This is a genomic window from Streptomyces sulfonofaciens, from assembly GCF_014656295.1.
GTDB lineage: Bacteria > Actinomycetota > Actinomycetes > Streptomycetales > Streptomycetaceae > Streptomyces > Streptomyces sulfonofaciens.
In genome coordinates this window covers 31,099-57,038 of the sequence record NZ_BNCD01000021.1, presented here as the reverse complement: position 1 = coordinate 57,038, position 25,940 = coordinate 31,099, and the positions used below count along the sequence as shown (strand labels likewise).

Sequence of the window (25,940 nt, the reverse complement as noted above, 5' to 3'; positions counted from 1 at the left end):
GCCGCAGGCCCGCCCGTCCGCACCGCCGCACACTCACACGCAGGAACGACCGAACCGAGAAAGGGCATCATGACCTCCGTACCCCGCGTAAGCCTCCACAACGGCATCGAGATCCCGCAGTTGGGCTTCGGTGTCTTCCAGGTGGAGGACGACCGCACCACCGCTGCGGTCCTCTCCGCCCTGGAGGCCGGCTACCGCAGCATCGACACCGCGGCCATCTACGGCAACGAGGCCGGCGTCGGCCGAGCCCTGGCCGAGTCGGGCCTGCCCCGTGAGGAACTGTTCCTCACCACCAAGCTGTGGAACGCGGACCAGGGCTACGACTCCGCCCTGCGCGCGTTCGACGCCAGCCTGGCCAAGCTCGGCACCGACCACGTGGACCTCTACCTCATCCACTGGCCGACCCCCGCCCGCGACCTCTACCTGGACACCTGGCGGGCGCTGGAGAAGCTGCTGGCCGACGGCAGGACCCGGGCCATCGGCGTGTCCAACTTCCAGCCCGCCCACCTGGAACGGCTGCTCGACCACAGCGATGCGGTCCCGGTCCTCAACCAGGTCGAGCTGCACCCTTATCTCCAGCAGGGCCGGCTGCGGGCCTTCCACGCCGAGCACGGCATCGCCACCGAGGCATGGAGCCCGCTGGCCCAGGGTTCCCTGCTGGAGGACCCGGCCCTCGCCGCGATAGCGCAGCGGCACGGCAGGACGCCCGCCCAGGTGGTCCTGCGCTGGCATCTGCAACTGGGGAACATCGTCATCCCCAAGTCCGTCACCCCCGCCCGCATCCGGCAGAACATCGAGGTGTTCGACTTCACCCTGACCGGCGAGGACATCGAGGCGATCACCGCTCTCGACCGGGGCCTGCGCACCGGGCCCGACCCCGACACCCTGAACTGACCGCCCACCGCGCAGGCGCCCGTGCCGCTCCGGACCCCGGCCGGGGCGGCACGGTCGGCCGGGGCGGCACGGGCCGGGCCCTTCACGCCGGTCACTTCCGGGGCGGGGATGCCTTCGCCCAGGCGCTGTGCGCCGCCGTGCGCACCGCGGTCGGGGCGGCGGGACCGGCGGCGGAGCCGGGCGGGCGGGTGTGCCGGGCGGGCGGGTGTGCCGCTACTCGTCGACCGTCAGGACGAGCTTCCCGCGGACCCGGGAGGTCTTGCTGCGTTCCCATGCCTGCGCCGCCCGGGCCAGGGGCAGCGTCCGGTCGATGGGGACGGTGAGCCTGCCCTCGTCCGCCAGGTCGGCGAGCGCGGCGAGATCCGAACTGTCCGGGCGCACCCAGACGTAGTGTCCGCCTCGGTCGGTGACGTCGGGAGCGACGATGGACGCCACACGGGCGGGGTCCTTGAGGAGGCGCTGCGAGACGGTGACCGCGTCGTCGCCGCCGAAGTCGAGCGCGGCGTCCACCCCGTCGGGGGCGAGTCGGGCGACCCTCTCGGCGAGACCGTCCCCGTACTCGACGGGTTCGGCGCCGAGTTCGCGCAGGAAGTCGTGGTTGCGGGCGCTCGCCGTGCCGATGACGCGGGCACCGAGGGCCACGGCGATCTGCGTGCCGAGGGAGCCGACCCCGCCTGCCGCGGCGTGGATGAGGACGGTGTCACCCGAGCGGACCCCGACCCGCTTGAGGGCCTGGTACGCGGTCAGCCCGGCCAGCGGGACTCCCGCCGCCTGGGCCCAGTCCAACGCCGCGGGTTTGCGAGCGAGCATGCGCACATGGGCGGAGACCAGTTCCGCGTACGCGCCGTGCTGCACCTCGTCCTTGCGGATGTAGCCGAACACCTCGTCGCCGACGAAGAACTCCCCGGCGTCAAGTCCCACCCGGACCACCACACCGCTGACGTCCCAGCCGGGGATCAAGGGGAAGTGGGTCTCCATCAGGCCGTCGAGGCGGCCTTCGGCGAGCTTCCAGTCGACGGGATTGACCCCGGCGGCCTTCACCCGGACGAGTACCTCTCCGGGCGCCACCTTGGGATCCGGCAGATCCGCCGGCGTCAGGTTCTCCGGGCCGCCGTACTGGTCGAGTGTGATCGCCTTCATACGGGCACGTTACCACCGCGGCGCGACTAGAAGCGATTGCAATTATGGGCGTTTGCATGTAATTGCCGGGTGGATCGAGCCCCCGGCCGGCGAGTGCGTCGCCGCCGGCCGGGGGCGACGAAATCGCCGCGCCACGCCGCTGTCCGGCGACTGCCCGCGCCCTGCCCCCGGCCCGGGCATCGCCCCCGCGACGTCACCCCCCGGCAAGGGGTCAGGGAGGCGAGGGGACGAGAACGGGTTGTTATGCTGGGGTTGCCGTAGGACGTGTACCGAGGAGTCAAAGACGTGGTGGGTGACGACGACATCTCCGGGTGAGATCCGGATCTGACGGCCACCGGCCGGCGCTCAGGAGCGCTGCCGAGGTGGTCCGTTTCGTCGTACCCCCTTCTTCCACGTCTGCCCAGGGCAGAGATCTACCCTCTGCCCTCAGTACCTCCGAGGTCACCTCATGTCCGACGCTGCCGTCGTCTGCTCGAACGTCTCCTTCGCCTGGCCCGACGACACCCCCGTCTTCCACGACCTGTCCTTCGCCGTGCCCCCCGGGTGTACGGGGCTGGTCGCACCCAACGGCTCCGGCAAGAGCACCCTGCTCAAGCTGATCGCCGGTGAGCTGAAGCCCGCCACCGGCTCGGTGGCGGTGCACGGCACGCTCGGCTACCTCCCGCAGACCCTGCCGCTGACCGGCGGCCTCACCGTCGCCGAGGTGCTCGGGGTCGCCGCGGTGATCCGCGCCCTGGACGCAGTCGAGTCCGGGGACGTCGACGAGAGGCACTTCGCCACCATCGGTGACGACTGGGACATCGAGGAGCGCACCCGCGCACAGCTCGACCGTCTTGGCCTGGCCGACCTCACCCTGGACCGCAGCCTGAGCACGCTCAGCGGCGGCCAGGTGGTCTCCCTCGGTCTCATCGCCCAGTTGCTCAAGCGGCCCGACGTCCTCCTGCTCGACGAGCCGACCAACAACCTTGACCTCCAGGCCAGGCACAGGCTCTACGACGTCCTGTCGGACTTCAACGGCTGCCTGCTCCTGGTCAGCCACGACCGCGCGCTGCTGGACCGCGTGGAACGCATCGCCGAACTCGGCAGCGACGAACTGCGCCTGTACGGAGGCGACTTCACCGAGTATGAGAAGGCCGTCCGCGCCGAGCAGGAGGTCGCGGAGAAGAACGTCCGCAACGCCGAGCAGGAGCTGAAGCGTGAGAAGCGGGAGCTGCAGCAGGCTCGCGAACGCGCCGAGCGCCGGGCGGGCAACGCTGCCAGGAACCTGAAGAACGCCGGTCTTCCCAAGATCTTCGCCGGAACCATGAAGCGGGGCGCGCAGGAGGCCGCGGGCAGGTCCAGCACCGTGCACGCCTCCCGGGTCAGCGATGCCAAGGCACGTCTCGACGAGGCCGGACTGGCCGTGCGCGGGGAGCAGCGACTCACGCTGGAGCTGCCCGACACCCAGGTGCCCGCCGGCCGTAACCTGTTCCTCGGCCACGGCATACAGATCCGCCTCGGGGACAGGGACGTGTTCGCGGCGGGCGGCGTCGATCTGAGCGTCCGGGGCCCCGAGCGCATCGCACTGACCGGGCCCAACGGCGTAGGCAAGACCACTCTGATGCGGCTGGTCACAGGGGGTCTCACCCCGGACAGCGGGGAGATCAGGCGCAGCGACGGACGGATCGCCTACCTGTCACAGCGCCTGGACCTGCTGGACCTCGACCGAACCGTGGCGGACAACTTCGCCGCGTTCGCCCCCGAGCGTCCCGAGGCGGAGCGGATGAACCTGCTCGCCCGCTTCCTCTTCCGGGGCGCCCGGGCACACCTGCCGGTGGGCGTGCTCTCCGGCGGCGAACGGCTTCGCGCCACCCTGGCCTGCGTGCTGTGCGCGGAACCCGCCCCGCACCTGCTGCTGCTCGACGAGCCCACCAACAACCTCGACCTCGTCAGTGCGGGCCAGTTGGAGAGCGCGCTCAACTCCTACCAGGGCGCCTTCATGGTGGTCAGCCACGACGAGGGGTTTCTCGCCGAGATCGGAATCAGCCGCTGGCTGCGGCTGGCGGACGGAGTACTGAAGGAGACGGGGGCACCGGCGGTGTGAGCCTCGGACGTGTGACGTGGCCCGCGTCCGAGGCCGTGCGCCCGGCGGGCCGACCACCGATCACGCGAGGACGGTACCCCGTGCCCCAGCCCGCTCTGCTCGCCCACGACCTCGTCCGCGTCCTCGGCGGACGTCGCGTTCTCGACGGCGTCTGCCTCACCGCCTCCCCCGGCCATCGCATCGGCCTGATCGGGGAGAACGGCGTCGGCAAGTCCACCCTGCTGCGGCTGCCGGCCGGCGTGGACGAACCCGACGCGGGAAGCGTCACCCGCCCCCGCGACCTAGACTTCCTCGACCAGGAGATGCCGTTCGACACGGACTCCACCCTCGCCGCCGTACTGGACGAGGCACTGCGCGAGGCCCGCGAGGACCTCGCCGAACTGGACCGGTTCGGCGAGGAACTCGCCCGCGTCCCCGAGGACGACCCCGGCCACCAGGAACTCCTGCACGCCTACGGCACACGTCTCGAACGGGCCCGGCACCGGGAATCCTGGGACGCCGACCGCCGCGCCACACGGGTCCTGGAGGGCCTCGGCCTCGGCGCCCTCGCGTACGGCCGGAAGCTCGGCTCGCTCTCCGGGGGACAGCGCGGCCGGCTGGCCCTGGCCGCGCTGCTGGTCCGGCGGCCCTCCGCGCTGCTCCTGGACGAGCCGACCAACCACCTCGATGACGACGGGGCCGGCTTCCTGGAGGGACAGGTCCGGTCCCTGCCGGGCACAGTGGTGGCCGCCGGCCACGACCGGGCGTTCCTCGACGCCGTCAGCACCGACCTGATCGACCTCGACCCGGCGGTGGAGGGACCGGTCCGCTACGGCGGCAACTACAGCGCCTACCTGGCCGAGAAGCACGCCGAGCGGCGGCGCTGGGAGCGGCACTACGCCGAGGAGCAGGAGGAACTGGAGGAACTTCGCGAGTCGGCGGGCGTGATCGCGCACCGGGTCGCGCCGGACCGGAACCGTGCCGACAACGAGAAGATGGGCTACGGCCACCGGGTCGGCCGGGTGCAGAACGCGGTCGCCCGCCGGGTGCGCAACGCCACCCGGCGGCTTGCGGAACTGGAGCGCACCCAGGTCACCGAGCCGCCGCGCCCTCTGCGATTCGCCGCCGGGGACCTGGCGAGGCAGGCCGAGGGGAGCCCGCAGCCGCTGGTGGCCCTGCGGGACGTCCGGGTGCCGGGCCGGCTGGCACTGGACGGCCTGGAGGTGACCGCGTCCGACCGGCTGCTGGTCACAGGCGGCAACGGGACCGGCAAGTCGACGCTGCTCGCCGTGCTCGCCGGGGTGCTCCCGGCCGAGGGCGAGGTGTACAGGCGGCGCCGCCTGACGGTGGGGCTGCTCACCCAGGACACGGTGTTCGAACGGCCCGGGCGCACGGTTCGCGACACCTACGAGCTGTCGCTCGGACCGGTGCGGGCGCAGAGGGTGCCGCTGGCTTCGCTCGGCCTGATGCGGGAAACGGACCTGGACAGACCTCGGCCAGTTGTCCGTGGGGCAGCGCCGACGCCTGGCGCTGGCCTTGTTGGTGGCCGGCCCGCCCCGCCTGCTGCTGCTCGACGAGCCCACGAACCACCTCTCCCCCCGCCTGTGTGACGAACTGGAGGAGGCGCTCGGCACCGGACCAGGCGCGATCGTGGTCGCCAGCCACGACCGCTGGCTGCGCCGACGCTGGCGGGGCCGGGAGGTTCGACTGGCCCTCGGGCCCGACCGGCGGAGCAGTGGCATCGGGACCCGCTGACATCGATCACGGACTCCCGCACGCGGTGACTCCCGGCATCACGGGCGAACGACCCCCGTGGAAGGGCTCCGGTCCACTTCGTGGGGTCGCGTGCACAGGGTGATGGCCGATCTTCGCCTCGTGGTGGTCCGAGCGGTCGCGGACGGTCGGTGCGCGCATGGCCGACCGGCCGCGAACGGACCTGACTCCCCTCACCAGGCCACTGGACCGATCACTTAGGCTGGCGCGGTGACTGGTGAGCAGGAGCGGGTGCAGCCGTCGGGAGTGTGGGCCACGGCGGTGGGGGTGGCCAGGGTGCGGGCGCTGGAGACCGAGCGGGAGGACGCGCTGTTCCGCGACCCACTGGCACGGGCCTTCGCCACCGCCGGCGGTCTGTGGCCCTCCTCGCCGCGGCCCGATGACGAGGCCGCGCGACGCCGCCGGCTGGCCGTGTCGCTCTCCATCGTCATCAGGACGAAGTTCCTCGACGACCTGTTGCGGCAGGCCTCCGCGTCCGGAATCCGGCAGGTCGTGCTGCTCGGCGCCGGCATGGACAGCCGGGCCTTCCGGATGGACTGGCCCGAAGGCACCCGGCTGTTCGAGGTCGACACCGCCGCGCCACTGGACTTCAAGGCTTCGGTGCTGCGCCGGGAGCGGGCCGCCGCACGCTGCGAGCGGACCACCGTCGCGGTGGATCTGCGTGGGGACTGGCCGGGCGCGCTGGCCGCCGCAGGGCACGACCCGGCCGTGCCGACCGCCTGGATCGCCGAAGGACTGCTGATCTATCTGCCCGAGGACGCGGTCGAACTGCTGCTGGCCCGGATCAGCGCGCGGTCGGCGGCGGGCAGCCGGATGGGGCTGACGTTGGGCTCGCGCGGCGTGATCGAGCGCTTCGGCACGGACGCCGCGGCTGGATCGGCGGCGTCCATGTGGGTCTCGGAGATGCCCGACGACCCGGTGGGCTGGCTGGCCGGGCACGGCTGGGAGGCCGACATCCACACCCTGCGCGAGCGTGCTGCCGCCTACGGCCGCCCGATCGGCACCCCGCCGCGGCGCGAGGAGGGGCCCGGGGGCCTGGTCTCGGCGGTCCGCCGGTAGAGCCGGCCCGACCGGGAGTCACGCGACCACACGAGGTGGACCGGAGCCCGTGGAAGGCGACGCGACCGGCAGGGGCCTCGCCCACACCCCGTGCATCCAAGCGGGTCAGCCCGCAGGCTCCCCGCTTCTGCCTCCGCGGCGCGGGCGAGACGTTCGACCCAGTCCTGTTGACAGCGGTTAAGCACACCGGATGCTTGCGCCCGAGCTCCCTCCGGGCGGATCCCGGCCTTGCTGAAAGACCGGACAAGGCGTGCGCCCAGGCCGTTCTCGGGGGTGAAGTGGACGAGGCGCACCCCGTCGAGATCCTGTATGCGCACGAGGGGCTCCCGCACCGGAGGATGGTCGGTGGGTGCCACCAGCGCGATCTCCTCGTCAGCCACGACGGTGGCCGTGAAGCGGTCGGGCACGGGAGCGGGCATCAGTACGACGTCGACCTCGTCTGAGTCGACCAAGCCGTGGAGCTCGTCGACCGCCGTGGATTCGCGCAGGGTCCGGGTGGCGGTGGTGCCACGGGCGGACGACCGGGGCGAGCGCGGACCCGAGGCTCTGTGAGCAGGCCAGTCGCAGCGAGCCGCCGGCCGCTCCGCCGACGGCCCGTGCCGGCCTCACCGCGGAGGCGGCCGCTTCGACGGCCCGTCCGGCATGCGTGACGGTGGCTCGCCCCGCGGGAGTGAGCTTGGGCCGGGCCGGTCGGCAGGAGGCGTTCCGGAGACGCCGGTGGCCCGCTCGGCGGTCGGCCGGTGGTACGGGTCGGAACGGGCCGGTACGGGTCGGCCGCGGCAGGATCCGCCGGAGCGGGTCCGCCGGTCAGCGCACGTGACCGGCGAGCAGGCGAAGGGCGCCGTCGACAGCCCGGGTGTACGCCTCGGCGGAGCCGGCGGCGCGGGCCAGCACATAGCCGCCCTGCAACACGGCGACCAGTGCGGCGGCCGTGCTCGCGGGATCCAGCGCGGCATCGAGTTCACCGCTCGCGCGGGCCTCTGCCAGCAGTCCGGCCAGCCGGTCGGTGAGCCATGCGAAGGTCTCCTCGACCGGCCGGCGGAGCTCGGCGTCGGCCATCACGTCGGGGTCCTGGGTGAGGCGGCCGACCGGGCAGCCCCTGAGCGCGTCACGCTCGCGCCGCAGATAGCCGCTGACCCGCTCGACGGCGGTGCCCGGCCCGGTGAACTCGGCCTCCGCGCGGTCCCGCAGCTCCTCGGCGCTGCGGCCGATGGCGGCCAGCGCCAGGTCGGGCTTGCCGCGGAAGTGGTGGTACATGCTGCCCTGGCCGGCGCCGGATCGCTCCTGGATCGCCTTCGGGCTGGTACCCACGTAGCCGCGCTCCCACAGCAGCTCGCGGGTGCTCTGGACGAGCCGCTCCCTCGTGTCCATGGCCCCGACGATACATACCAGTAGGTACAGCGGGCAACGTCGGACCCCCGATGGCGCTCGGCCGTCGAACAGGGAGAAGCCGCACGCAGCGGCGGCCCCGACGGCGGAGAACACGGTGCCTCCCGGCGGCCGAGCCCCACCACCGCCCGCACATGGCGCACGCCGTCCCCGGCGGACCGCTCCTCCGGGGCCCCTCCCGCCCGAGTGGATCAACGGCAGGCGGCACCATGCCTATACTCGGACGGTTGGAGAGCATGCGTCCGCCGGCCCGTACGCCGGGGTGTGGCGTCCGGGACGAGGGCGGGCCTATCGCGTGAGGCAGTATCAGGCCAGGGCCACCATCAAGGACGTGGCGGCCCGCGCCGGGGTGTCCCCGTCGGCCGTGTCCATGGCGCTGCACGATCGCCCGGGTGTGTCGTCCGCGACGCGCGAGCGCATCCTCACCGCCGCGCGTGAGCTGGGCTGGCGTCCGAACCAGGCGGCGCAGTCGCTGTCCGGACGCCGAGTGCACACCGTCGGCCTGGCCATCGCCAAGCCCGCCCGCACACCGGGACCGGAGCCGTTCTGCCTGGAGTTCCTCTCCGGTGTCGACAACGTTCTCATCGAGCGTTCGTGCTCGCTGCTGCTGCGGCTCGTCGACGCCGACGAGGAGGTGGAGGTGCACCGTAAGTGGTGGCAGGAGGGCCGGGTCAACGGCAGCATCCTGCTCGACGTGCGCACCCAGGACGCACGTATCCCGGCGCTGGCGGCCATCGACCTGCCCACCGTGGTGGTCGGCCACCCCTCACTCGCCGGCCCGTTCACCTCGGTGCACACCGATGACGAGGCGGCCGCCGTCGAGGCGGTCCGCCATCTCGCGGCGCTGGGACACCGAGTCGTGGCCCACGTGGGCGGCTCCCCGGAGCTCGGCCGCACCGTGCTGCGGGCCAGGGCCTTCGAGGACGCGGCCCGTCGGCTCGGCCTGACGGCGCGGTCCGTGCACACCGGCTCCTCCCCGGACGAGGGCACGCGCACCTGCCGGGACCTGATGCTGTCGCGGGACAGCCCCACGGCCGTCCTCTTCGACAGCGACATCACGGCCGCGGCTGCGCTCGGTGTCGCGGCGGAGTCAGGGCTCCGGGTGCCGCAGGACCTCTCACTGCTCGCCTGGGACGACTCCCCGCTCTGCCGGCTCACCCGGCCGACGCTCTCGGCGATGCGACACGACGTCTTCGCTTTCGGGGCCCTTGCGGCGCGCACCCTCTTCGACGTCATGGGAGGCGCCGGGCACACCTCGCACTCCGTGCGGCCACCGACCCTGGTGCCGCGCGGCAGCACGGGGCCCGCGCCGCGGGACCGGCACCACCACGCCTGCCCTGAACGGCCGGTCGCACGGCGCCGTGCAGACCCGCCCCGTGAGCCGGGGCCCTGCGGCACCGGTGGCTAGTGTCATGGCGTAGGGCGGGGGACCGACGTCGATCGGAGCGCTCGACGTACGCGCTGCCAAGGGTCTCGTCGGACGTGCGGCGCACGGTGTGGTCTGCGGTGTGGTCCCCGACCTCCACCGGCACCCGGCTTCCGACGACGCCAGGGAGGTGTGCGCCGCCCTGGACGTCGAGCTGGTGGACATGGTGAACGGCGGCATCACGGCTGCGCCCGCCGGTCGACCGGCCCGCACCGCCGGATCCGTACCGCCACATCCGCACCATAAGGTGCGCGGCGGCGGGCGCCGGCCGGCCGCGCGTGGGACCGCGGCCGACGCGCCGTGCGGCGTTCCCGACCGCGTCGCGGGGCCGGGACCCGAACCGTGGTGCGGCCGTGGCGGCCTCACAGCGAGAAGTCGCCACCCGCGAGCTGCCCACTGCCCATCCGGCTGCCCACGCCGGAGCCCATCTGCTCGAACCTGTCCTGGAACTGCGCGGCGATCTGCCGGGACTCGTTGCCGCGGGACGGCTGGCCGGTGATGTCCATGGCGACCGTGAGCACCCCGCTGATGACGGTCGCCCCGGGGGAGAGCTTCACAGGGGTGCAGGTGAAGGAGAACGTCTTGGGGGTGGAGGAGTTGTACGGAATGAGCTGGGCCTGCGGAAGCGTGATCGTCTGACCGGTGTGGAAGGCCTGATCCATTGTCTTGAAGACACCCACGGAGTCCAGACCGCTGAGAGCCTGACGGCCACGGCTGAGGCGGGGCACCAGACCGAAGGCGTCACCCTGGGTAGCATTGGCGTAGCGCAGAAGGTGGTCGGGGCCCTCGGTGAGCATGATCGGGAAGGGCGCACGGTCGAAGATGGCGAAGAGCTGCTGCTGCTGGGTCAGCAGGCTGTCGCGCAGCTTGAATTCCGACAGCAGGGTCTCGCTGAGCTGCTGCATGCCCTCTCTGGGCTCCCGGCCCCACTGGCGCGGCTTCATGTCGGCCACGCACACCGTGCCGAGGATCATGCCGTTGTGGTCGCGCAGCGGTGTGCCCAGGTAGGAACGTACACCCAGGTCGTTGACCAGCGCGTTCCCCTTGAACCTGGGGTAGTCGAAGACGTCGTCGAGGGCGAGCTGGGCGCCCTGGGCGACGACGTGCGGGCAGAAGCCGTAGTCGCTGGGGGCCTCACGCGCGAGGTCGCTGAGGTCGAAGACTATGCCGTCGGTGCTGCCGTCGGGGACCTCCGACGACGGCGGGACGTACATACCGCGGAACATCTGGCGCTCGTTGTTGATGAAGTTGACCATGGCGAGGGGTGCCTGGGTGAGGGTCGCCGCGATGCGTGCGACCCGGTCGAACGTCGCCTCGGACTCAACGCTGTTGAGTCCGAGGACCTGCAGCCGGTGGGTGCGTTCCTCGGCCGAGTGCTCGGGGTGATCAGGCGTCAGGGAATCCATGACTGGAGATGAAACCAGATCCCTCCCCTCCGCGTACCGCCCCCACTGGCATCTTTGACCGTTCCCCGCCACACGGGCACCACTCGGGCGGGTAACTCGTACCTCCGCGTAACCGCTGGTGGATGCATTGACTGCAGAGAGTGCCAGGCAGGGTGCAACCTTGAATCCTGTCCATGCGCAACCCGTCTCAATCAGGCAACGACCAGTTCCTGCCAATCCTCGACGGGGCAACGACCGCACCGGTTCTTACATACGACAATCGTGGCGTGGTTGGGTTGTTGGGAGCAGTGTGCACAGCGGTAGCCTCAGCGCCGGTTGGGCGGGCCGCGCGGCGTGGTCGCTCTCCCGTCAAGCCGGTATGAATCACGACTGAGTCGAGTAAGGAAGGGAGGGACATGCGGTCGGCCGGGTGCCACGCCTTACGGCGGGGCTTGGAATTATCCCGCAGCCACAGATTCGGCGCCGGAACGAGACGTGAAGTTGGCCGGTTTCCAGCGCAGCCGGGTCCTTCCCGTGCCGTCGTCTCAGGGAGCGGACAGAAGCGTCCGCAGAGGCAGACCCCCACCGCGCCTGTTTCCCCGCGAACGGCCCTCCGCCGACACGGCTGTGATCGAGACCACTGCGACCGCGGCGAGGCATCCCAGTCGGTGCACCGCCCGGCCCTCTGCCCGGCAAGCTCCGCCTCTGGGCGCCGCTGACAGTACGAATCAGGACGCAACCATCACGTGTCGAGTTCCCGCCTGTCAGAATCCGAGATTCCGCACCGCTTCGGCGGCTCAGGATCGTCACGGCCGCCCCCTTTGGGTACGCATGGCGCAGGCGTGCAGGCAACATCGCAGCGGTACCCGGGGATGCATCGAAGGAGTGTTCTGGTGAACAGGTCGACAGCGGACGTCGAAGCACGGTCGGTGGCGGTGATCGGCATGGCCTGCCGTTTCCCGGGCGCGCCCGGGACCGACCACCTGTGGGAGTTGCTCTGCAACGGCGCGGACGCCACGGGCGACACCCCGTCCGAACGCTACGACGTCGACGCGCTGTACTCCACGGTCCCCAAACCCGGCACCGTCCGCAGCCGCAGGGCCGGCTATGTGCAGGACATGGCGGCCTTCGACGCCGAGTTCTTCGAGATGTCGCCCACCGATGCCACCGAACTCGACCCGCAGCACCGTCTGCTGCTGATGGCGGCCTGGGAGGCGCTGGAGGACGCGGGCCAGCGCCCCGACTCGCTCGCCGGCAGCAGGACCGGAGTCTTCGTCGGCAACGCGCACGCCGACTTCCTGGAGATGCAGTACCGCAAGGGCCTCCAGGCCGCCACGGCCTCCCAGTTCCACAACTACCGCTCCCTGCTGTCCGCCCGCCTCTCCTACTTCTTCGACCTCCGCGGCCCCAGCATGGTGCTGGACACGGCCTGCTCGTCCGCGCTGGTCGCCGTGCACACCGCCATGCAGAGCCTGCGCGCGGGTGAGGTGCCGCTGGCGCTGGCCGCCGGTGTGAACATCAAGCTGCGCCCGGACGAGGCCGTGATGATGACGCAGGCCGGGACGCTGGCCAGGGACGGCCGGAGCAAGTTCGGCGACGCCGACGCCGACGGCTACGCCCCCAGCGACGGTGTGGGCGTCGTCGTCCTCAAGCCGCTGGCCGCGGCGCTCGCCGACGGCGACCGCATCCGCGCGGTGCTGCAGGGCAGCGCGGTCAGCAACGACGGCCGCACCGGCGGTGCCCTGCTGACCCCCTCGCTGGCCGGACAGGTCGACGTGCTCCGCTGGGCCTACCAGGACGCCGGGGTGAACCCGGCCGACGTGGACTTCGTCGAGGCGCACGGCGTCGGCTCACCGACGCTCGACCCGCTGGAGTTCACCGCGATCGGCGAGGTGATGGGTCGCGGCCGTCCGGCCGAGCGGCCGTGCCTGGTCGGCTCCGTGAAGACCAACATCGGGCACTCGGAGGCCGCGGGCGGACTCGCCGGCCTGATCAAGACGGTGCTCTGCCTGGAACACGGCCAGGTCCCCGCCAGTCTGCACCTGGCGACCCCCAACCCCCGGATCGCCTGGGACAGGCTGGCCCTGCGCGTGCCCGACCGGCTCCAGCCCCTGCCGTACACGGGCAGACCAGCACTCGCCGGTGTCAGCGGCCAGGGCGTCTCGGCGCTCAACGCCCACCTGGTGGTCCGGCAGGGCGACACCGTCGCCGCCGGCCGCATCCCGACACCACGGGGACTGCGCGGCCGGGAGGTCTACCTGCTGCCGCTCTCCGCGCGCAGCCCCGAGGCGCTCGCGGACCTGGTCCGCGCCTACGCCGAGTACCTCGGCCCCTACGGGCGCGGAGCCGCCTACCAACTGCGCGACATCTGCTTCAGCGCATCCACCCGCCGCCAGCACCACCCCTACCGCACCGCGGTGGTCGGCACCTCGCACGAGGAGATGCTCGCCGCCCTGCACGGCACCGGCACACCGCGTCGCAAGAGCCGCAGCGCGCTGGCCGTCGCCGAGCGCTACTGCGCCGGTGAGACGATCGACTGGCACGAGGTGTACGGCCCCGGCTTCCGGTACGTCCCGCTCCCCACCTATCCCTGGCAGCTCAAACGTTACTGGCCGGGTGAGCAACGCGCGTCACAGGCGGGCGGTGACCTCGCCGACGCGGTGCTGCGCGAGCACGCGCGCACCTCGTACACCGACTCGTCGATGCTCGCCGAGATCGGCATCGACTCACTGGCGATGCTGCGGATCATCGTCGAGCTGTCCGAGAAGTTCGACCGCCAGGTGGAGCCCGAGGAACTGGCCCGGCTGCACGACGTGGCCGCGCTGCGGCAGTGGCTCCTGGAACTGGAGGCACAGAAGGCATGAGCTGCCCGCAGACCGCCTACGCCTGGTTCTCCCGCAGTGCCGACCGGCTCGGAGACGCATGGACCGCCGTGGAGGTGGGCGAGGAGAAACTGACCTACGGTCAGTTGCGGGAGCTGGCGGAGCACCTCGCGGCCCGGCTCGTCGCCGCGGGCGGCGGGAGTGCGCCCCGCAGGGTCGGACTGCTGGCCAACCGCTCCGTGACCGCGTACGCCGGGTACCTGGCGATCCTTCGCGCGGGCGCGGCCGTCGTACCGCTCAACCCGGAGTTCCCCGCGGCGCGCAACGCGTCGATAGCCAAGGCCGCCGAGCTCGACCTGGTGCTCACCGAGACGGCGGAGGACGGCGCCGAACTCGGTGTGCCGCTGCTCGCGGCCCGGCCGCTCGACCCGGACGCGCGGGACCTCGCCCCCGCGCCCCACCCCCGGACCGCACCCGACGACATCGCCTACATCATCTTCACCTCGGGCTCCACCGGCGTGCCCAAGGGCGTGCCGGTGCTGCACCGCAACATCTGCGCCTACCTCGCCCACCTCAGCACGCGCTACGAGGCGGGGCCGGGCAGCCGGATGTCGGGGAGCTTCGACCTGACCTTCGACGGCTCGGTGCACGATCTGTTCGTCGCCTGGGCCTGCGGTGCCACCCTGGTGGTGCCGATGCGCCACCAACTGCTGGCACCGGTGAAGTTCATCAACGCCCAGCAGCTCACCCACTGGTTCTCGGTGCCGTCCCTGGTGTCCTTCGCCTCCCGCCTCGGCACCCTCACGCCCGGCAGCATGCCGACCCTGCGCTGGAGCGTCTTCGGGGGCGAGCCGCTGCCGCTCAACGCTGCCCGGGCCTGGGCGGCCGCCGCGCCGAGCGCGACCCTGGAGGTCCTCTACGGCCCCACCGAACTCACCATCTCCTGCACCGCCTACCGGCTGCCGGCCGCCACCGGGGACTGGCCGAGGCCCGCCAACGGCATCGTCCCCATCGGCACCCCCCACCCGGCGACGGAGTACCTCCTGCTCGACGAGAGCGGCAGGCCCGGTACCGTCGGCGAGCTGTGCGTGCGCGGCGCGCAGCGGTTCGGGGGTTACCTCGACCCGGCGAACGACGCCGGACGGTTCCTGCTGATCGGCGCGGACGGCCTGGCACACCCCACCACCGCAGGCACCCCCCTCACCGAGGAGCACTGGTACCGCACCGGCGACCGGGTCGGGCTGGAGGACGGACAACTGGTGCACCTGGGACGGGTGGACCAGCAGGTCAAGATCCGCGGCCACCGGATCGAACTCGGCGAGGTGGAGGCCATGCTGAGGGAGCAGAGGGGGGTGCGGGACGCGGTGGTCGTCGCCGTGCCCGGGCGGGACGGCGAGCCCGAGCTGGAGGCGGCGGTCAGCGGTAGCGACTGCGACACCGAGCGGCTCTTCTCCGCCCTCGGCAACCGCCTGCCCCTGTACATGCTGCCCCGCCGGATCGTTCCGTTCGACCAGCTTCCGCTGAACTCCAATGGCAAGATCGACCGGCGCGCGCTGCTCGAAGCCCTGGGCAGCGACCGCCCCTGAGCGCGCACCGCCTGGCAGCCGCTGCGCAGGTCGGCCGCAGGCCCCACCGCTCCTCGGGAGCGGGCGTGCACGGATCGTCCACCTGCGCCCGTGTCACCCACCCACCGTCCCGTTCGACTCGTCTGTGAGGCTCACCCATGTTTGACGCCATCGTGGTGGGAGCGCGCTGCGCCGGAGCACCCACCGCCATGCTGCTCGCCCGTGCGGGGTACCGGGTGCTCATGGTGGACCGGGCGGACTTCCCCTCCGACACCCTCTCCACCCACCTCATCCACCAACCGGGCGTCGCGGCGCTGGCCAGGTGGGGGTTGCTCGACCGGGTGCGCGAGTCGGGGTGCCCGCCCCTCGACAACGCGCTCTACGAGGTGGCCGACGTCCGGCTCGAAGGGTGCGCGCGCGGAGTGGAGGGGCAGCGCGCGGGGTATGCGCCGCGCCGCAAGGTCCTCGACGCCATCTTGGTGGAGGGCGCCGTACGGGGCGGGGTGGAGTTCCGCGACAAGTGCACCGTGAGCGGCCTGCTGTACGACGAGACCGGACGGGTCGTCGGAATCGAGGGCAGATACGCGGGCCGCACCTTCACCGAGCGCGCACACCTGGTGATCGGCGCGGACGGTATGCGCTCCAAGGTCGCGGAGCTCTGCGGCGCACCCTACACCTCGCAGAAGCCCCGCATGACCTGTGCCTACTACGCCTACTGGCAGGATGTGCCGGCCGATCTGGAGCTGTACGAGGCACCGTCGAGCTGGGTGGCCGCGGTACCCACCAACGACTCCGCGACCCTGGTGCTCACCTACTTCCCGCAGTCGCGCTTCGACGAGGTGCGCACCGACACCCAGCACGCCTACCTGGAGCAGATCCGCACCACCGCACCGGCGCTCCACGAGCGACTCCAGGGCAAGCGGGTCGTGGAGCGCCTGCGCGGCACCGGTGACCAGCAGAACTTCTTCCGGCAGGCGACGGGCCCCGGTTGGGTGCTGGTCGGCGACGCGGGGCACCACAAGGACTCGATCACGGCACGGGGCATCAGCGACGCCTTCTACCAGGCGGAGAGCCTGGTGCGGCACGTGGGCGGCCGACTCGGCGGCCACCCGGGGGAGCTCGACGCGGCCCTTGCGGCGTACGCACAGGACCGCGACGCCGCACTGGCCCAGGGATACCAGGCCACGCTCGCGGCGGCCCAGCTCACGCAGCACGAGCAGCGCCTGGAGCTGCTGCGTGCGGTGCAGACGGACCCGGACCTCAAGGCGATCTACTTCGACATCGTTGCCGGGATCGAGCCCATTACCGCCCTTTACGTCCCGAAACTCCTGGCATTGCTCTGAACGAGCGGCATGGGCCACTGGCATGTGACCTTGCCCACCGTCGGGTGTTCGCGGCCGCCCTGGCCAGGCATCACTTTCGGCAGGACAGAACGCTGGACGCCGGGAAGCGGGTAGAGTCCGCTGCGGCCCCGCGTCCTGGTCGCCGCGCTGCTCCGTTCCGTGGGCACCCCCCCCCGGAGGCGGTTCCACTCAGGCACCGGACTCGTATGATTGGCTCGCCATGATCCTGGTACGGTGCACCGGGTCGTGATCGGTAGATGACGGCACGTCAGAAGTGGCGCGCGCGGGAAAACAAGGCATGTCGCACCATTTGCTACCGCTACCAGTTTCGCTGCAGTTCAAGGAACCAGATGCCAGCTATACGCGACCGGCACACAGCTAGCAGTGCAGCTCAACGCAACTCCCCTCGATCCGCGTCTGTTCTGCCGGTGGCGATTCCGGCGGTGCTCCTCGTCGGGCTCTGGGGATGCACGGCGACCGGCCTGCTCGCCGACCAGTTCCAGGTGCGTGACGACACGTCCCTGGCCTCGACGGTGGGTGGACCGGCCCACGACGTGCTCTCCCAGTTGCAGATCGAGCGCCGTCTGACCGCCACGTGGCAGGCCAACCAGGCAGAGTCCTCCCGGGCCGCCCTGGAGAAGGCCCGCACCAACACCGACGCCGCCATCGAGAGCTTCCGCCGGTCGACGGACTCCGCTCCGGACGGCAAGGCACTGCAGGACCGCACCAAGAGCCTGAACACCGCGCTGAACAAGCTGCAGAAGAACCGCAGCGCGATCGACCGGCGCACACTCAGCGAGGCCAAGGTCTTCCAGTACTACACGGAGACCATCGCCGACAGTGCCTCAGTGATCGACGCCGCCACGCGGATCGGTGACGGCAGGCTCGCGAAGGCCGCCAGGGCCACCACGTCCCTGGTGCAGGTCGCGGAGATGATCTCCCGTGAGGACGCGCTGCTGTCCAGCGCGTTGGCCTCCGGAGAGCTGTCCGCCACGGCGCGCACCCAGTTCACCCAGTACTCCGCCATCCAGCGGCACATCCGCACCGCGCTCCTGGAAGCGGACGACCTGCCCGGTGACGAGGCCGCCGCCTACGAGCGCCTGCTCGCCGACCCGCAGTGGAAGTCGCTGACGGGTGTCGAGGACGCCGTCGCAGGGAGCGCATCCACCACGGTGCCGAAGCAGGCGGAGGGCTGGCGGACCGCCGACGACACCATCGCCGGCGCCCTGACCGACCTCGACGCCAAGTCCTTCAGCGCCCTCGCCGACGACGGCTCAGACCGTGCCGACGTGCTGCTGCTCCAGGCGATCCTCGGCACGGTGGCCGCGCTCGCCGCGCTGGTCGTCACCGGTGTCCTGGTGCGCCGCGCCACGAAGGCGGACTCCGGTCGGCTCGCCGAACTGCAGGAGCAGATCGAGGACCTGGGCCAGCGCAGGCTGCCGCAGATCCTGGAGGAGCTGGACCGCGGGGAGCACGTCCTCCCGGAGGGAGAGGTGGCGCCGGCCGGTGCGGACGCCGACTCCCTGGAGCGGCTCGGGGTGGCCGTCAACCGCCTCGGCCGGGAGTTCGAGGCCGCCCTGGTGCGGCAGGCGCGGGGCCGCGAGGGCACCGAGAAGGTCTTCGCCAACCTCACGCGCCGCACCCAGATCCTGGTGCACCGTCTGATCTCCCTGCTGGACGACCTGGAGCGCAAGCACGAGGACTCCGACCTCCTCCAGGACATCTTCAAGGTGGACCACCTGGCCACCCGTGTGCGCAGGCACTCGGAGAACCTGGTGATCCTCGGTGGTTCCGCCCCGGGCCGCCGCGGCATCCGTCCGCTGTCCATCACCGACGTGGTGCGCGGTGCCGTGTCCGAGACCGAGCAGTACCGCCGGGTGACGGTGCAGGCGTTCCCACCGGGGCGCCAGGTGTCGGTGGCGGCGCGCGCGGTCACGGACATCACCCATCTGCTGGCCGAGCTCATCGAGAACGGCACCACCTTCTCGCCGCCGGACACCCAGGTGCAGATCAGCGCACGGAAGGTGGCCAGGGGCCTCGCGCTGCACGTGGAGGACCGCGGCCTCGGCATGCCGCCCGAGCAGTACCAGTACCTGAACAACCTGCTGGCCGAGCCGCCGCAGCCGGACATGGACGCCCTCGGCAAGGACCCGCGGCTGGGACTGTTCGTGGTGGCGAAGCTGGCGGAGCGGCACGGGCTCAAGGTGTCGCTGCGCGAGTCCGACTACGGCGGCACGCTCGCGGTGGTCCTGGTGCCCTCCGTGCTCCTGGAGGAGCACGAGTCGTCGCTGCCGGAGAAGCTCAAGGTGGCCACGGGCCACGCCGGCGCGGCGGCCTCGGCCACCGCCCCGAAACCGGCTCCCGCGCCCGCCGCGGTGCAGGTGCCCTCTCCCCGGGGTCCCGAGCCCTTCGCCACCGGTGGCGGCGGCCTGCTGGACACCCCCGGTGTCGCGGTGCCCGCCGGTTCGCCGGGACTGGTCACGGCCGGGGCGCCGGCGCCGCAGTTCGAGACCCACGGGTTCCCCGACTACGGCGGTGCCGGTCTGCTGCCTTCGGTGTCGGAGGAGGCCATGGGCGCCGCCCCGTCTTCGGCGTGGTCGCCCCTCCAGGGGCACCCGGACTTCCAGGACTACCCGGAGTTCCAGGAACGCCCGGACGTCCGCGCGCAGCACGACGTACCGGTGTACCCCCAACCCCGGCACGACCTGCCTGTGCGCGCCGGCTCGCACGCGCACACGGATCTCCACGCCCGTGCCGATCGGTACCAGGAGCCTTCGGATCGCTATGCCGAACACGTGGCTCCGCAGTCCGAACCACCCATGGGGCAGGGTTTGTCGCCACAGCCACTGGAAGACCCCCAGGTCCTTCCCACCAGGACCCGGGGCGCGAGTCTCGCCCAGCAACTGCGGGAGGAGGCGGCGCCCCCGCGCTCGGGACGAGAGGACGTTGAGGAAGACATGGGCAGTTTCACACCTGGTAGGTCCGCTGCCAACATGATGGCCATTCAGCGTGCAACGAGGCGGGCCCGGGACGGCGAGGGCTCTTCGGCCACCGAGCTGGACGGTCCGGCAGAGTCGCGTCAACACGGCACCGACGAACTGTGAGGGATGAATCGGTAATGACTGAACAGGTGGAAACCCTGCCAAGGCTTGATTGGCTCCTGGACAGCCTCGTCGACAGGATCCCGGAGATCCGCCACGCGATCGTCCTGTCCGAAGACGGTCTGACTCTCGCCAAGTCGAAGGAGCTGGGCAGGGAGGACGCGGAGCAGCTTTCCGCGATCGCCTCGGGCCTGCAGAGCCTCTCCCGCGGTGCCGCCAACCGCTTCCACGGTGGGCAGGTGCGGCAGACGGTGGTGGAGATGGACACCGCCTACCTCTTCGTGACCAGTGCCGGTCAGGGGGCGAGGCTCGCGGCCTTCGCGTCCGACACCGTCGACGTCGGCATGATGGCGTTCGAGATGAACACACTGGTGAAGCAGGTGGGGCAGTACCTGAGTGCCGCGCCCCGCGTGGAGACCTCTTTCGTGCGGTACGGTAAGGGTGCCTGACCGACAGTGGTCCGACGCCGAAGGAGTCGGACACCACGTCCGGCCGTACGCCATCACCGGGGGACGCACCCGCCACAGCGAGCACTCGTTCGCACTGATCACCCTGGTGGTCACCCGGTCTCCGGACGGATTCGGTGGTGAGTCGGTCGAACCGGAGGCAGCCGCAATCCTGGACATCTGCCGGGACCGTGCGGTGGCCATTGCCGAGATCGCCGCTGAACTGGACCTTCCGGTGAGCGTGGTGAAGGTCCTCTGCGGCGATTTACTGAATTCGGAGCTGATTCTCGTTCAGGCTCCGCCCAAGGAGAGCGACGCCCCGAGCGTGGAACTGATCGAAAGGGTCATGGATGGCATTCGCCGCCTCTAACCCAGTCATGCCGACGGCGTTGAAGATCCTCATCGCGGGCGGTTTCGGCGTGGGCAAGACCACCATGGTCGGCTCCGTCAGCGAGGTCCCGCCACTGGAGACCGAAGAGCGCATGACCGTGGCGAGCGTGGGTCTCGACAGCCTCGCCGGTATCGAGAACAAGTCGGCGACCACCGTCGCCATGGACTTCGGCCGGATCACCATCGCCCCGGAACTGGTCCTGTACCTGTTCGGCACACCGGGGCAGCACCGCTTCTGGTTCATGTGGGACGACCTGGCGCTCGGCGCGCTGGGCGCCGTGGTGCTCGCCGACACCCGCCGCCTGGAGCAGTGCTTCGCGTCGGTCGACTACTTCGAGAAGCGCGGAACCCCCTTCGCCGTGGGCATCAACTGCTTCCACGGCAAACGGGAGTGGACGACCGAGCAGGTCCGCAAGGCACTGGACCTCGGCCCCGACACCCCCGTGATGCTCTGCGACGCCCGCGACCGCGAGTCCAGCAAGAAGGTGCTGCTCGCACTGCTCGACGTGGCCCGGGCGCACGCCCTGGCCAGGACGGCGTCCATCCCGGGCGTCTGAGCGCGCCCGGGACAACCGGTCCGGGGGCGCACGGCCCCCGGCACCACACCGCCCGTGGCTCAGCCGCCGACTTCGGCGACCTCCACGGTGCACAGCGGATCCGCGTGGAAGGGCGCAAGCTGACGGTCGGTCGCGCCGTCGTCGGTGATCAGGGTCCAGGGCGCCTCGAAGCCCGCCCACCAGTAGGACTCCTCACGGCCCAGCTTGCCCGCGTCGGCGAGTACGAACACCGACCGTGAGCGGCTGATCATGAGTTCCTTCAGCGCGGCCTGCTCGGGACGGGCCTCGCAGATGCCCCGCCCGGCAACCACACCGTCCGCACCGAGGAAGACGGCCCGTGCGGTGAGGCGGGCCACCGCCGCCTCGGCGAGCGGGCCCACCATGCCCAGGCTGAGCCTGCGCACCGTCCCACCGAGCACGATCAGTTCCACGCCCGGTACCCCGGCCAGTTCGTTGATGGACGTCAGGCCCGAGGTGGCCACCGTCACCCCGCCGCGCGCCGCCAGCCGGGCGGCGAGCGCACCGACCGTGGTGCCGGCGTCCAGCAGCACCAGGCCGCCGCCGGCGGCGTGCGCCTCGGCGGCCCGCGCGATGGCCTCCTTCTCCCGGCGGGCCAGCAACTCACGTTCCTGGAGCGGCTGTTCCTCGCCGGCCGACGACACCGCACCGCCGTAGGTGCGGACGATCTCCCCCGACTCGGAGAGCCGGGAGAGATCGCGCCGGATGGTGGACTCCGAGACGCCGTACCGCTGCGCCAGCTCCGCCACGCTCAGTGGGCGGCTCTGGAGCAGGTCGCGGATCGTGGCGCGCCGGTCCGTTCCGTTCACGCCGGTCCGCCTCCCACGGCCGCCGAGCCACGGCGCGGGGCCAGCTCCACCGCCTGCCGCAGCGCCTCCACCATGCTCGCCTCGTCGGCCCGGCCGGTACCCGCGATGTCGAAGGCGGTGCCGTGGTCGACACTGGTACGGATCACCGGCAGGCCCACCGTGATGTTCACCCCGGCGTCCAGGCCCAGCACCTTCACCGGACCGTGGCCCTGGTCGTGGTACATGGCGACGACCAGGTCGAAGTCGCCGCGTACGGCGCGGAAGAAGACCGTGTCGGCGGGCAGCGGGCCCTGTGCGTCGATCCCGTCGGCACGCACCGCGGCTATCGCCGGGACCACCTTCGTCTCCTCCTCACCGTGTCCGAACAGGCCGTTCTCCCCGGCGTGCGGGTTGATGCCGCACACCGCGACGCGCGGCGCGGCCACCCCGGAGGCGGTGAGCGTCGCGTGCCCGCGGCGGATGGTGCGTTCCACGAGACCGGGCTCGATCTTCGCCACCGCGTCGACCAGGCCGATGTGCGTGGTGACGTGGATGACCCGCAGCTTGGGCGCCGAGAGCAGCATGGAGACCTCGGGGGTGCCGGTCAGCTCGGCGAGCAGTTCGGTGTGCCCGGGGTAGCGGTGGCCGGCGGCGTGCAGCGCCTCCTTGTTCAGCGGCGCGGTGCAGATCGCGTCGACCTGCCGCTCGGACGCCAGCCGGGTGGCCGCCGCCACATAGCGGTACGCACCCTCGCCGGCCACCGCGGAGAGCCGGCCGAAGGGCAGGTCGGCCGGGATGCCGCCGATGTCCAGGCAGTCCACCCGGCCCGGCCGCCAGGCGGCCTCGGCCACGGAGTCCACCGGATCGATGCCCAGCTCCACCCCGCTCACCTCGACGGCCTTGGCCAGCCGGGCGGCGTCGCCCACCACCAGCGGCCGGAAGGGCAGTGACGCGGCGGCGCCGGCCAGCGCCTTGACGATCACCTCGGGGCCGACGCCGGCGGCGTCGCCCATGGTGATGGCGATAACAGGTTCGGACATGGTGACATCCTTCCGTAGCCGCGGCAGCGCCGCGCAATCGGTTCCGGTCATGACAGGGCGCCCCCGGCACCGGCGGAGGGCCGGTCGGCGGCAGAGGGGGCCGGGGCCGCCGGCCCGGTGAGGGCGCGGGCCGCACGCAGCAGGGTGTCCTCGTCACCGAAGGCCCCGGCCTTGGTGACCACAGCCAGCCCGGCGGGCGTCCGCATGCGCACCACACCGGGTGCCGGCTCGCCCAGCACGGTCAGGCTCCGCACGCCCGCCGCCAGCAGCACGGCACGCGCCGTCTCTCCTCCGGTGGCGACCAGGGCACCGGCCAGCGGCAGCCCGTCCGCAGCGGCCCGCGCCAGCGCCCGTGCGAACCGGTCCGCGGCGGACGGCCGCACCTCCTGGTCGGGATCGGGGAAGAGCACCGCGTGCCGGCCTGCCAGCAGTGCGGCGCGCAGCGCTCGCCCGGCGTCCTCGGGGCCGCCGGCTGCTGCGCCGACGGTGACGGCGGTCGCCGGCAGCCGCTCGACGAGCGCCCGGCGCTGCGCGCGGGCCTGCTCGGTGCGGCTGCCCACACAGATGAGCAGGGGGCGCGGCCCCTGCGCCGGGCCGATGGGCCCGGGAGCCACGGCGGGTGCCGCCACGGCGGGCGCCGCCCCGACGGGGGCCGGCAGCGGCAGGTGGTGCGCCAGACCGCCGGAGCCCACCAGCAGCACGGGGAGCTCTCCGGTGGCCCGCAGGGTGGCGGCCAGATCGCCGTCGTCGACCGCGTCCACCACGACGGCGTCGGCTCGGCCGTACGCCTCGGCCAGCAGCGCGTGGGCGTCCCCGCGGCGCAGGGCGTCAAGGGGCAGCACGTCCACGACCAGGCCCGCGGCGGTGAGCTGGTCGGTGAGCGGAGCGCGGTCCGGATGGCGCAGGTCCACCGGCTCGCCGTCGACCAGGACCCGGCCGCCGACGACGGTGCGCCCGGTGGCGGGGAACGCCGGGGCGACCACGGCGAGGCGGCGGACGCCGTGCCGCTCGTGCAGCGCGGCCAGGCAGGCCCGCACCTCGGGGCCGATGGAGCCGCGCAGCGTGGAGTCGACCTTCTTGTAGACCCGGGTGCCCGGGCCGTGTCCCGCGAGGGCACGGGTGACCCGGGCGGCGGCCTCGGCGGGCGGCAGATACCGGCTGTCGGTGTCGACCGCGACCACGCCGGCGCCGTGCGGGAACTCCCCGGGCTCCAGGACCACCGCCGTCTGCGCGCGGTCCGCGAAGGCCACGGCGCTGTCGGCGGCGCCGGACAGGTCGTCCGCGACGATCAGCAGGAGCGGTTCTTCCGGGTTCACGGGCGCGCGGTCCCCTCGGTGGGGCCTTCGGCTGCGGGGCGCGGCGCGGTGCCGGGAGGGGCCGCCGGGGCGGGGCCCTCGTCGCCGTCCGCCGGGCGCCCGCCGGACGGCAGCGCGGACAGTGCGGACGGGCGTGGGCCCTGCCCGTCGGTTCCGTCGGCCGGGACGGGGTCCTGCCCGGCCATGTCCGGCGGCGCGAGCCGTTGCAGCCTGCGGTGGTAGGCGGCGGTGACCACCGGCACCAGCAGGGAGGTCACCACCACCGACGCGGCCACCAGGACGGTCGCCTTGTCCGCGGCCTGCTTGTAGGCGGGGTTGGCCGCGGCGACCAGCGCGGGCACCGCGGCCGCGTTCCCCGCGGTACTGGCGGCGGCGAGGCCCGCCAGGCCGTTGCCGCCGATCAGCCGGTCGGTGGCGAACAGGGTGGCACCGCTGAAGACCAGCACGAACAGTCCGAGGCCCAGGCCGAGCAGGCCGGCCGTCCATACCGCGGAGAGGTTGATTCCGGCGCCGAGCGCAAAGCCGAAGAAGGGGATGCAGACGGGCACGGCGGCACCGAGGAAGGTGCGCATCTGCGGATCGAGGTTGCCCAGGACCATGCCCACGATCAGCGGCAGGATGGCGCCGAGCATGGTCTGCCACGGGAACGACGACAGACCGGCCACGCCCAGTGTGACCATGGTGAGGAACGGCCCGGACTCCAGGCTCATCAGCGAGTAGGCCGCGGCGTCCTTGGCCTTGCCGAACTGCCCCATCAGCGCCATGTACAGGCCGCCGTTGGTGTCGTTGAGCGCGGCCACCACGGCGAGCGTGGACAGTCCGGCGAACGCCCCGCCGCTGACCGGGCCCTCGCCCAGGAAGTGCCCGAGCACCACGCCGACGACCACCGCCATCAGCACCTTCACCAGCAGCAGCGCCCCACCCTTGCGCAGGACGTACGGGGTGGTGCGCAGCTCGATGGTGGCGCCCATGCACACGTAGAACACCGCGAGGATGGTCAGGGAGCCGGAGAACAGCGCACCCGTGAACGAGCCGAAGAACTCGCCGGTGCCCTGGTGGACGGTGTTGATCACCGCGCCGACCAGCAGCGGGACCAGCATCATCCCGCCCGGCACCCGCTCCAGGCTCTTCTTGATCGGTATGGACATGTGCGCATTCCGCCTTCCCTGCACCGGACCGGCCTGCACACGGCCCCCGGCAGCAGGAGGGGTCGTGCGTTCCGCCGTGACGACGGTAGACCTCTGTGCGTGTTTCGCGCAATGTGCTTGAAACGCGCAGTGTGAGCAGGGTGATCTTGGGGACTGTTGCGCACTTCGCGCAGGATGCGGTACGTGATCATGCGACTGCGCGACTGCGCGACTGCGCGACTGCGCGACTGCGCGACTGCGCGACTGCGCGACTGCGCGACTGCGCGACTGCGCGACTG

At 72.0% G+C, this 25,940-nt stretch carries 19 protein-coding genes and 1 pseudogene; 12 read left to right on the top strand and 8 right to left on the bottom strand.

The features are described 5' to 3' along the window. Nucleotides 1–69 precede the first annotated feature (69 nt). Nucleotides 70–894: an aldo/keto reductase gene (locus IE313_RS27610; protein WP_189936931.1), complete on the top strand. Its 825-nt coding sequence runs from the start codon at nt 70–72 to the stop codon at nt 892–894. A gap of 213 nt (nt 895–1,107) precedes the next feature. Here IE313_RS27610 and IE313_RS27605 read toward each other — a convergent pair whose 3' ends face one another. Beyond that, the gene (locus tag IE313_RS27605) at nt 1,108–2,034 is read right to left on the bottom strand and encodes an NADP-dependent oxidoreductase (RefSeq protein ID WP_189936928.1); all 927 of its coding nucleotides are present in this window, start codon (nt 2,032–2,034) and stop codon (nt 1,108–1,110) included. Between the two features lie 448 nt (nt 2,035–2,482). Here IE313_RS27605 and IE313_RS27600 point away from each other — a divergent pair, with 448 nt between their 5' ends. From IE313_RS27600 to IE313_RS27590, 3 genes and pseudogenes are all read left to right on the top strand, one after another. Next, on the top strand, nt 2,483–4,117 hold the full coding sequence (locus IE313_RS27600; RefSeq protein ID WP_189936927.1) for an ABC-F family ATP-binding cassette domain-containing protein: 1,635 nt from the start codon (nt 2,483–2,485) through the stop codon (nt 4,115–4,117). An 80-nt stretch (nt 4,118–4,197) separates the two neighbouring features. Next, a pseudogene (locus IE313_RS27595) lies at nt 4,198–5,851 on the top strand (ABC-F family ATP-binding cassette domain-containing protein). A 228-nt stretch (nt 5,852–6,079) separates the two neighbouring features. Continuing rightward, on the top strand, nt 6,080–6,928 hold the full coding sequence (locus IE313_RS27590; RefSeq protein WP_308439220.1) for a class I SAM-dependent methyltransferase: 849 nt from the start codon (nt 6,080–6,082) through the stop codon (nt 6,926–6,928). Here the strand turns inward: IE313_RS27590 and IE313_RS36490 are convergent. Both IE313_RS36490 and IE313_RS27580 read right to left on the bottom strand, forming a co-directional pair. Next, complete coding sequence (locus IE313_RS36490; RefSeq protein ID WP_373317080.1) at nt 6,853–7,347, bottom strand: LysR family transcriptional regulator substrate-binding protein; 495 nt, start codon at nt 7,345–7,347, stop codon at nt 6,853–6,855. The two genes, IE313_RS27590 and IE313_RS36490, sit on opposite strands and share 76 nt — an antisense overlap. 388 nt (nt 7,348–7,735) lie before the next feature. Then, nucleotides 7,736–8,299 carry a TetR/AcrR family transcriptional regulator gene (locus IE313_RS27580; RefSeq protein ID WP_189936925.1) on the bottom strand — a complete coding sequence of 188 codons (564 nt, stop codon included), beginning with the start codon at nt 8,297–8,299 and terminating at the stop codon, nt 7,736–7,738. A 313-nt stretch (nt 8,300–8,612) separates the two neighbouring features. Here IE313_RS27580 and IE313_RS27575 point away from each other — a divergent pair, with 313 nt between their 5' ends. Next, the gene (locus tag IE313_RS27575) at nt 8,613–9,725 is read left to right on the top strand and encodes a LacI family DNA-binding transcriptional regulator (protein ID WP_229925002.1); all 1,113 of its coding nucleotides are present in this window, start codon (nt 8,613–8,615) and stop codon (nt 9,723–9,725) included. 380 nt (nt 9,726–10,105) lie between these two features. On the opposite strand, the gene IE313_RS27570 is transcribed toward IE313_RS27575, so the two are convergent. Beyond that, complete coding sequence (locus IE313_RS27570; protein ID WP_189936918.1) at nt 10,106–11,149, bottom strand: GAF domain-containing protein; 1,044 nt, start codon at nt 11,147–11,149, stop codon at nt 10,106–10,108. An 872-nt stretch (nt 11,150–12,021) separates the two neighbouring features. Between IE313_RS27570 and IE313_RS27565 the strand changes: the two genes are divergently transcribed. From IE313_RS27565 to IE313_RS27535, 7 genes are all read left to right on the top strand, one after another. Next, complete coding sequence (locus tag IE313_RS27565; protein ID WP_229925001.1) at nt 12,022–13,992, top strand: beta-ketoacyl synthase N-terminal-like domain-containing protein; 1,971 nt, start codon at nt 12,022–12,024, stop codon at nt 13,990–13,992. Further along, nucleotides 13,989–15,536 carry an amino acid adenylation domain-containing protein gene (locus IE313_RS27560; protein ID WP_189936914.1) on the top strand — a complete coding sequence of 516 codons (1,548 nt, stop codon included), beginning with the start codon at nt 13,989–13,991 and terminating at the stop codon, nt 15,534–15,536. Before IE313_RS27565 ends, IE313_RS27560 begins: the two co-directional genes overlap by 4 nt. A 137-nt stretch (nt 15,537–15,673) precedes the next feature. Then, nucleotides 15,674–16,858, top strand: a complete 1,185-nt coding sequence (locus tag IE313_RS27555; protein WP_189936912.1) for an FAD-dependent oxidoreductase — start codon at nt 15,674–15,676, stop codon at nt 16,856–16,858. A 428-nt stretch (nt 16,859–17,286) separates the two neighbouring features. After that, nucleotides 17,287–19,962 carry a sensor histidine kinase gene (locus IE313_RS36060; RefSeq protein WP_189936909.1) on the top strand — a complete coding sequence of 892 codons (2,676 nt, stop codon included), beginning with the start codon at nt 17,287–17,289 and terminating at the stop codon, nt 19,960–19,962. Between the two features lie 14 nt (nt 19,963–19,976). Further along, complete coding sequence (locus IE313_RS27545) at nt 19,977–20,408, top strand: roadblock/LC7 domain-containing protein (RefSeq protein ID WP_189936907.1); 432 nt, start codon at nt 19,977–19,979, stop codon at nt 20,406–20,408. After that, the gene (locus IE313_RS27540; RefSeq protein WP_189936905.1) at nt 20,401–20,775 is read left to right on the top strand and encodes a DUF742 domain-containing protein; all 375 of its coding nucleotides are present in this window, start codon (nt 20,401–20,403) and stop codon (nt 20,773–20,775) included. The genes IE313_RS27545 and IE313_RS27540 overlap by 8 nt, the downstream gene beginning before the upstream one ends. Then, entirely contained in the window at nt 20,756–21,352 is a 597-nt protein-coding gene (locus tag IE313_RS27535) for a GTP-binding protein (RefSeq protein ID WP_189936904.1), read from the top strand. Before IE313_RS27540 ends, IE313_RS27535 begins: the two co-directional genes overlap by 20 nt. Nucleotides 21,353–21,411: 59 nt before the next feature. Here the strand turns inward: IE313_RS27535 and IE313_RS27530 are convergent, their stop codons facing one another. From IE313_RS27530 to IE313_RS27515, 4 genes are read right to left on the bottom strand one after another with little or no spacing between them, the layout of a single operon-like run. Further along, on the bottom strand, nt 21,412–22,179 hold the full coding sequence (locus IE313_RS27530) for a DeoR/GlpR family DNA-binding transcription regulator (RefSeq protein WP_189936903.1): 768 nt from the start codon (nt 22,177–22,179) through the stop codon (nt 21,412–21,414). Then, complete coding sequence (pdxA, locus tag IE313_RS27525) at nt 22,176–23,198, bottom strand: 4-hydroxythreonine-4-phosphate dehydrogenase PdxA (RefSeq protein ID WP_189936902.1); 1,023 nt, start codon at nt 23,196–23,198, stop codon at nt 22,176–22,178. Before pdxA ends, IE313_RS27530 begins: the two co-directional genes overlap by 4 nt. A 47-nt stretch (nt 23,199–23,245) precedes the next feature. After that, nucleotides 23,246–24,514 carry a four-carbon acid sugar kinase family protein gene (locus IE313_RS27520; RefSeq protein ID WP_189936900.1) on the bottom strand — a complete coding sequence of 423 codons (1,269 nt, stop codon included), beginning with the start codon at nt 24,512–24,514 and terminating at the stop codon, nt 23,246–23,248. Continuing rightward, nucleotides 24,511–25,662, bottom strand: coding sequence for a 2-keto-3-deoxygluconate permease (locus IE313_RS27515; protein ID WP_189936899.1), 1,152 nt, complete (start codon nt 25,660–25,662; stop codon nt 24,511–24,513). The genes IE313_RS27520 and IE313_RS27515 overlap by 4 nt, the downstream gene beginning before the upstream one ends. Nucleotides 25,663–25,940: the final 278 nt, after the last annotated feature.

Excerpts from the sequence above, each read along its gene's own strand:
- IE313_RS27610 (WP_189936931.1), top strand. The coding sequence starts at position 70 with ATGACCTCCGTACCCCGCGTAAGCCTCCACAACGGCATCGAGATCCCG.
- IE313_RS27605 (WP_189936928.1), bottom strand. The coding sequence starts at position 2,034 with ATGAAGGCGATCACACTCGACCAGTACGGCGGCCCGGAGAACCTGACG.
- IE313_RS27600 (WP_189936927.1), top strand. The coding sequence starts at position 2,483 with ATGTCCGACGCTGCCGTCGTCTGCTCGAACGTCTCCTTCGCCTGGCCC.
- IE313_RS36490 (WP_373317080.1), bottom strand. The coding sequence starts at position 7,347 with ATGCCCGCTCCCGTGCCCGACCGCTTCACGGCCACCGTCGTGGCTGAC.
- IE313_RS27580 (WP_189936925.1), bottom strand. The coding sequence starts at position 8,299 with ATGGACACGAGGGAGCGGCTCGTCCAGAGCACCCGCGAGCTGCTGTGG.
- IE313_RS27570 (WP_189936918.1), bottom strand. The coding sequence starts at position 11,149 with ATGGATTCCCTGACGCCTGATCACCCCGAGCACTCGGCCGAGGAACGC.
- IE313_RS27560 (WP_189936914.1), top strand. The coding sequence starts at position 13,989 with ATGAGCTGCCCGCAGACCGCCTACGCCTGGTTCTCCCGCAGTGCCGAC.
- IE313_RS27555 (WP_189936912.1), top strand. The coding sequence starts at position 15,674 with ATGTTTGACGCCATCGTGGTGGGAGCGCGCTGCGCCGGAGCACCCACC.
- IE313_RS27545 (WP_189936907.1), top strand. The coding sequence starts at position 19,977 with ATGACTGAACAGGTGGAAACCCTGCCAAGGCTTGATTGGCTCCTGGAC.
- IE313_RS27535 (WP_189936904.1), top strand. The coding sequence starts at position 20,756 with ATGGCATTCGCCGCCTCTAACCCAGTCATGCCGACGGCGTTGAAGATC.
- pdxA (WP_189936902.1), bottom strand. The coding sequence starts at position 23,198 with ATGTCCGAACCTGTTATCGCCATCACCATGGGCGACGCCGCCGGCGTC.
- IE313_RS27515 (WP_189936899.1), bottom strand. The coding sequence starts at position 25,662 with ATGTCCATACCGATCAAGAAGAGCCTGGAGCGGGTGCCGGGCGGGATG.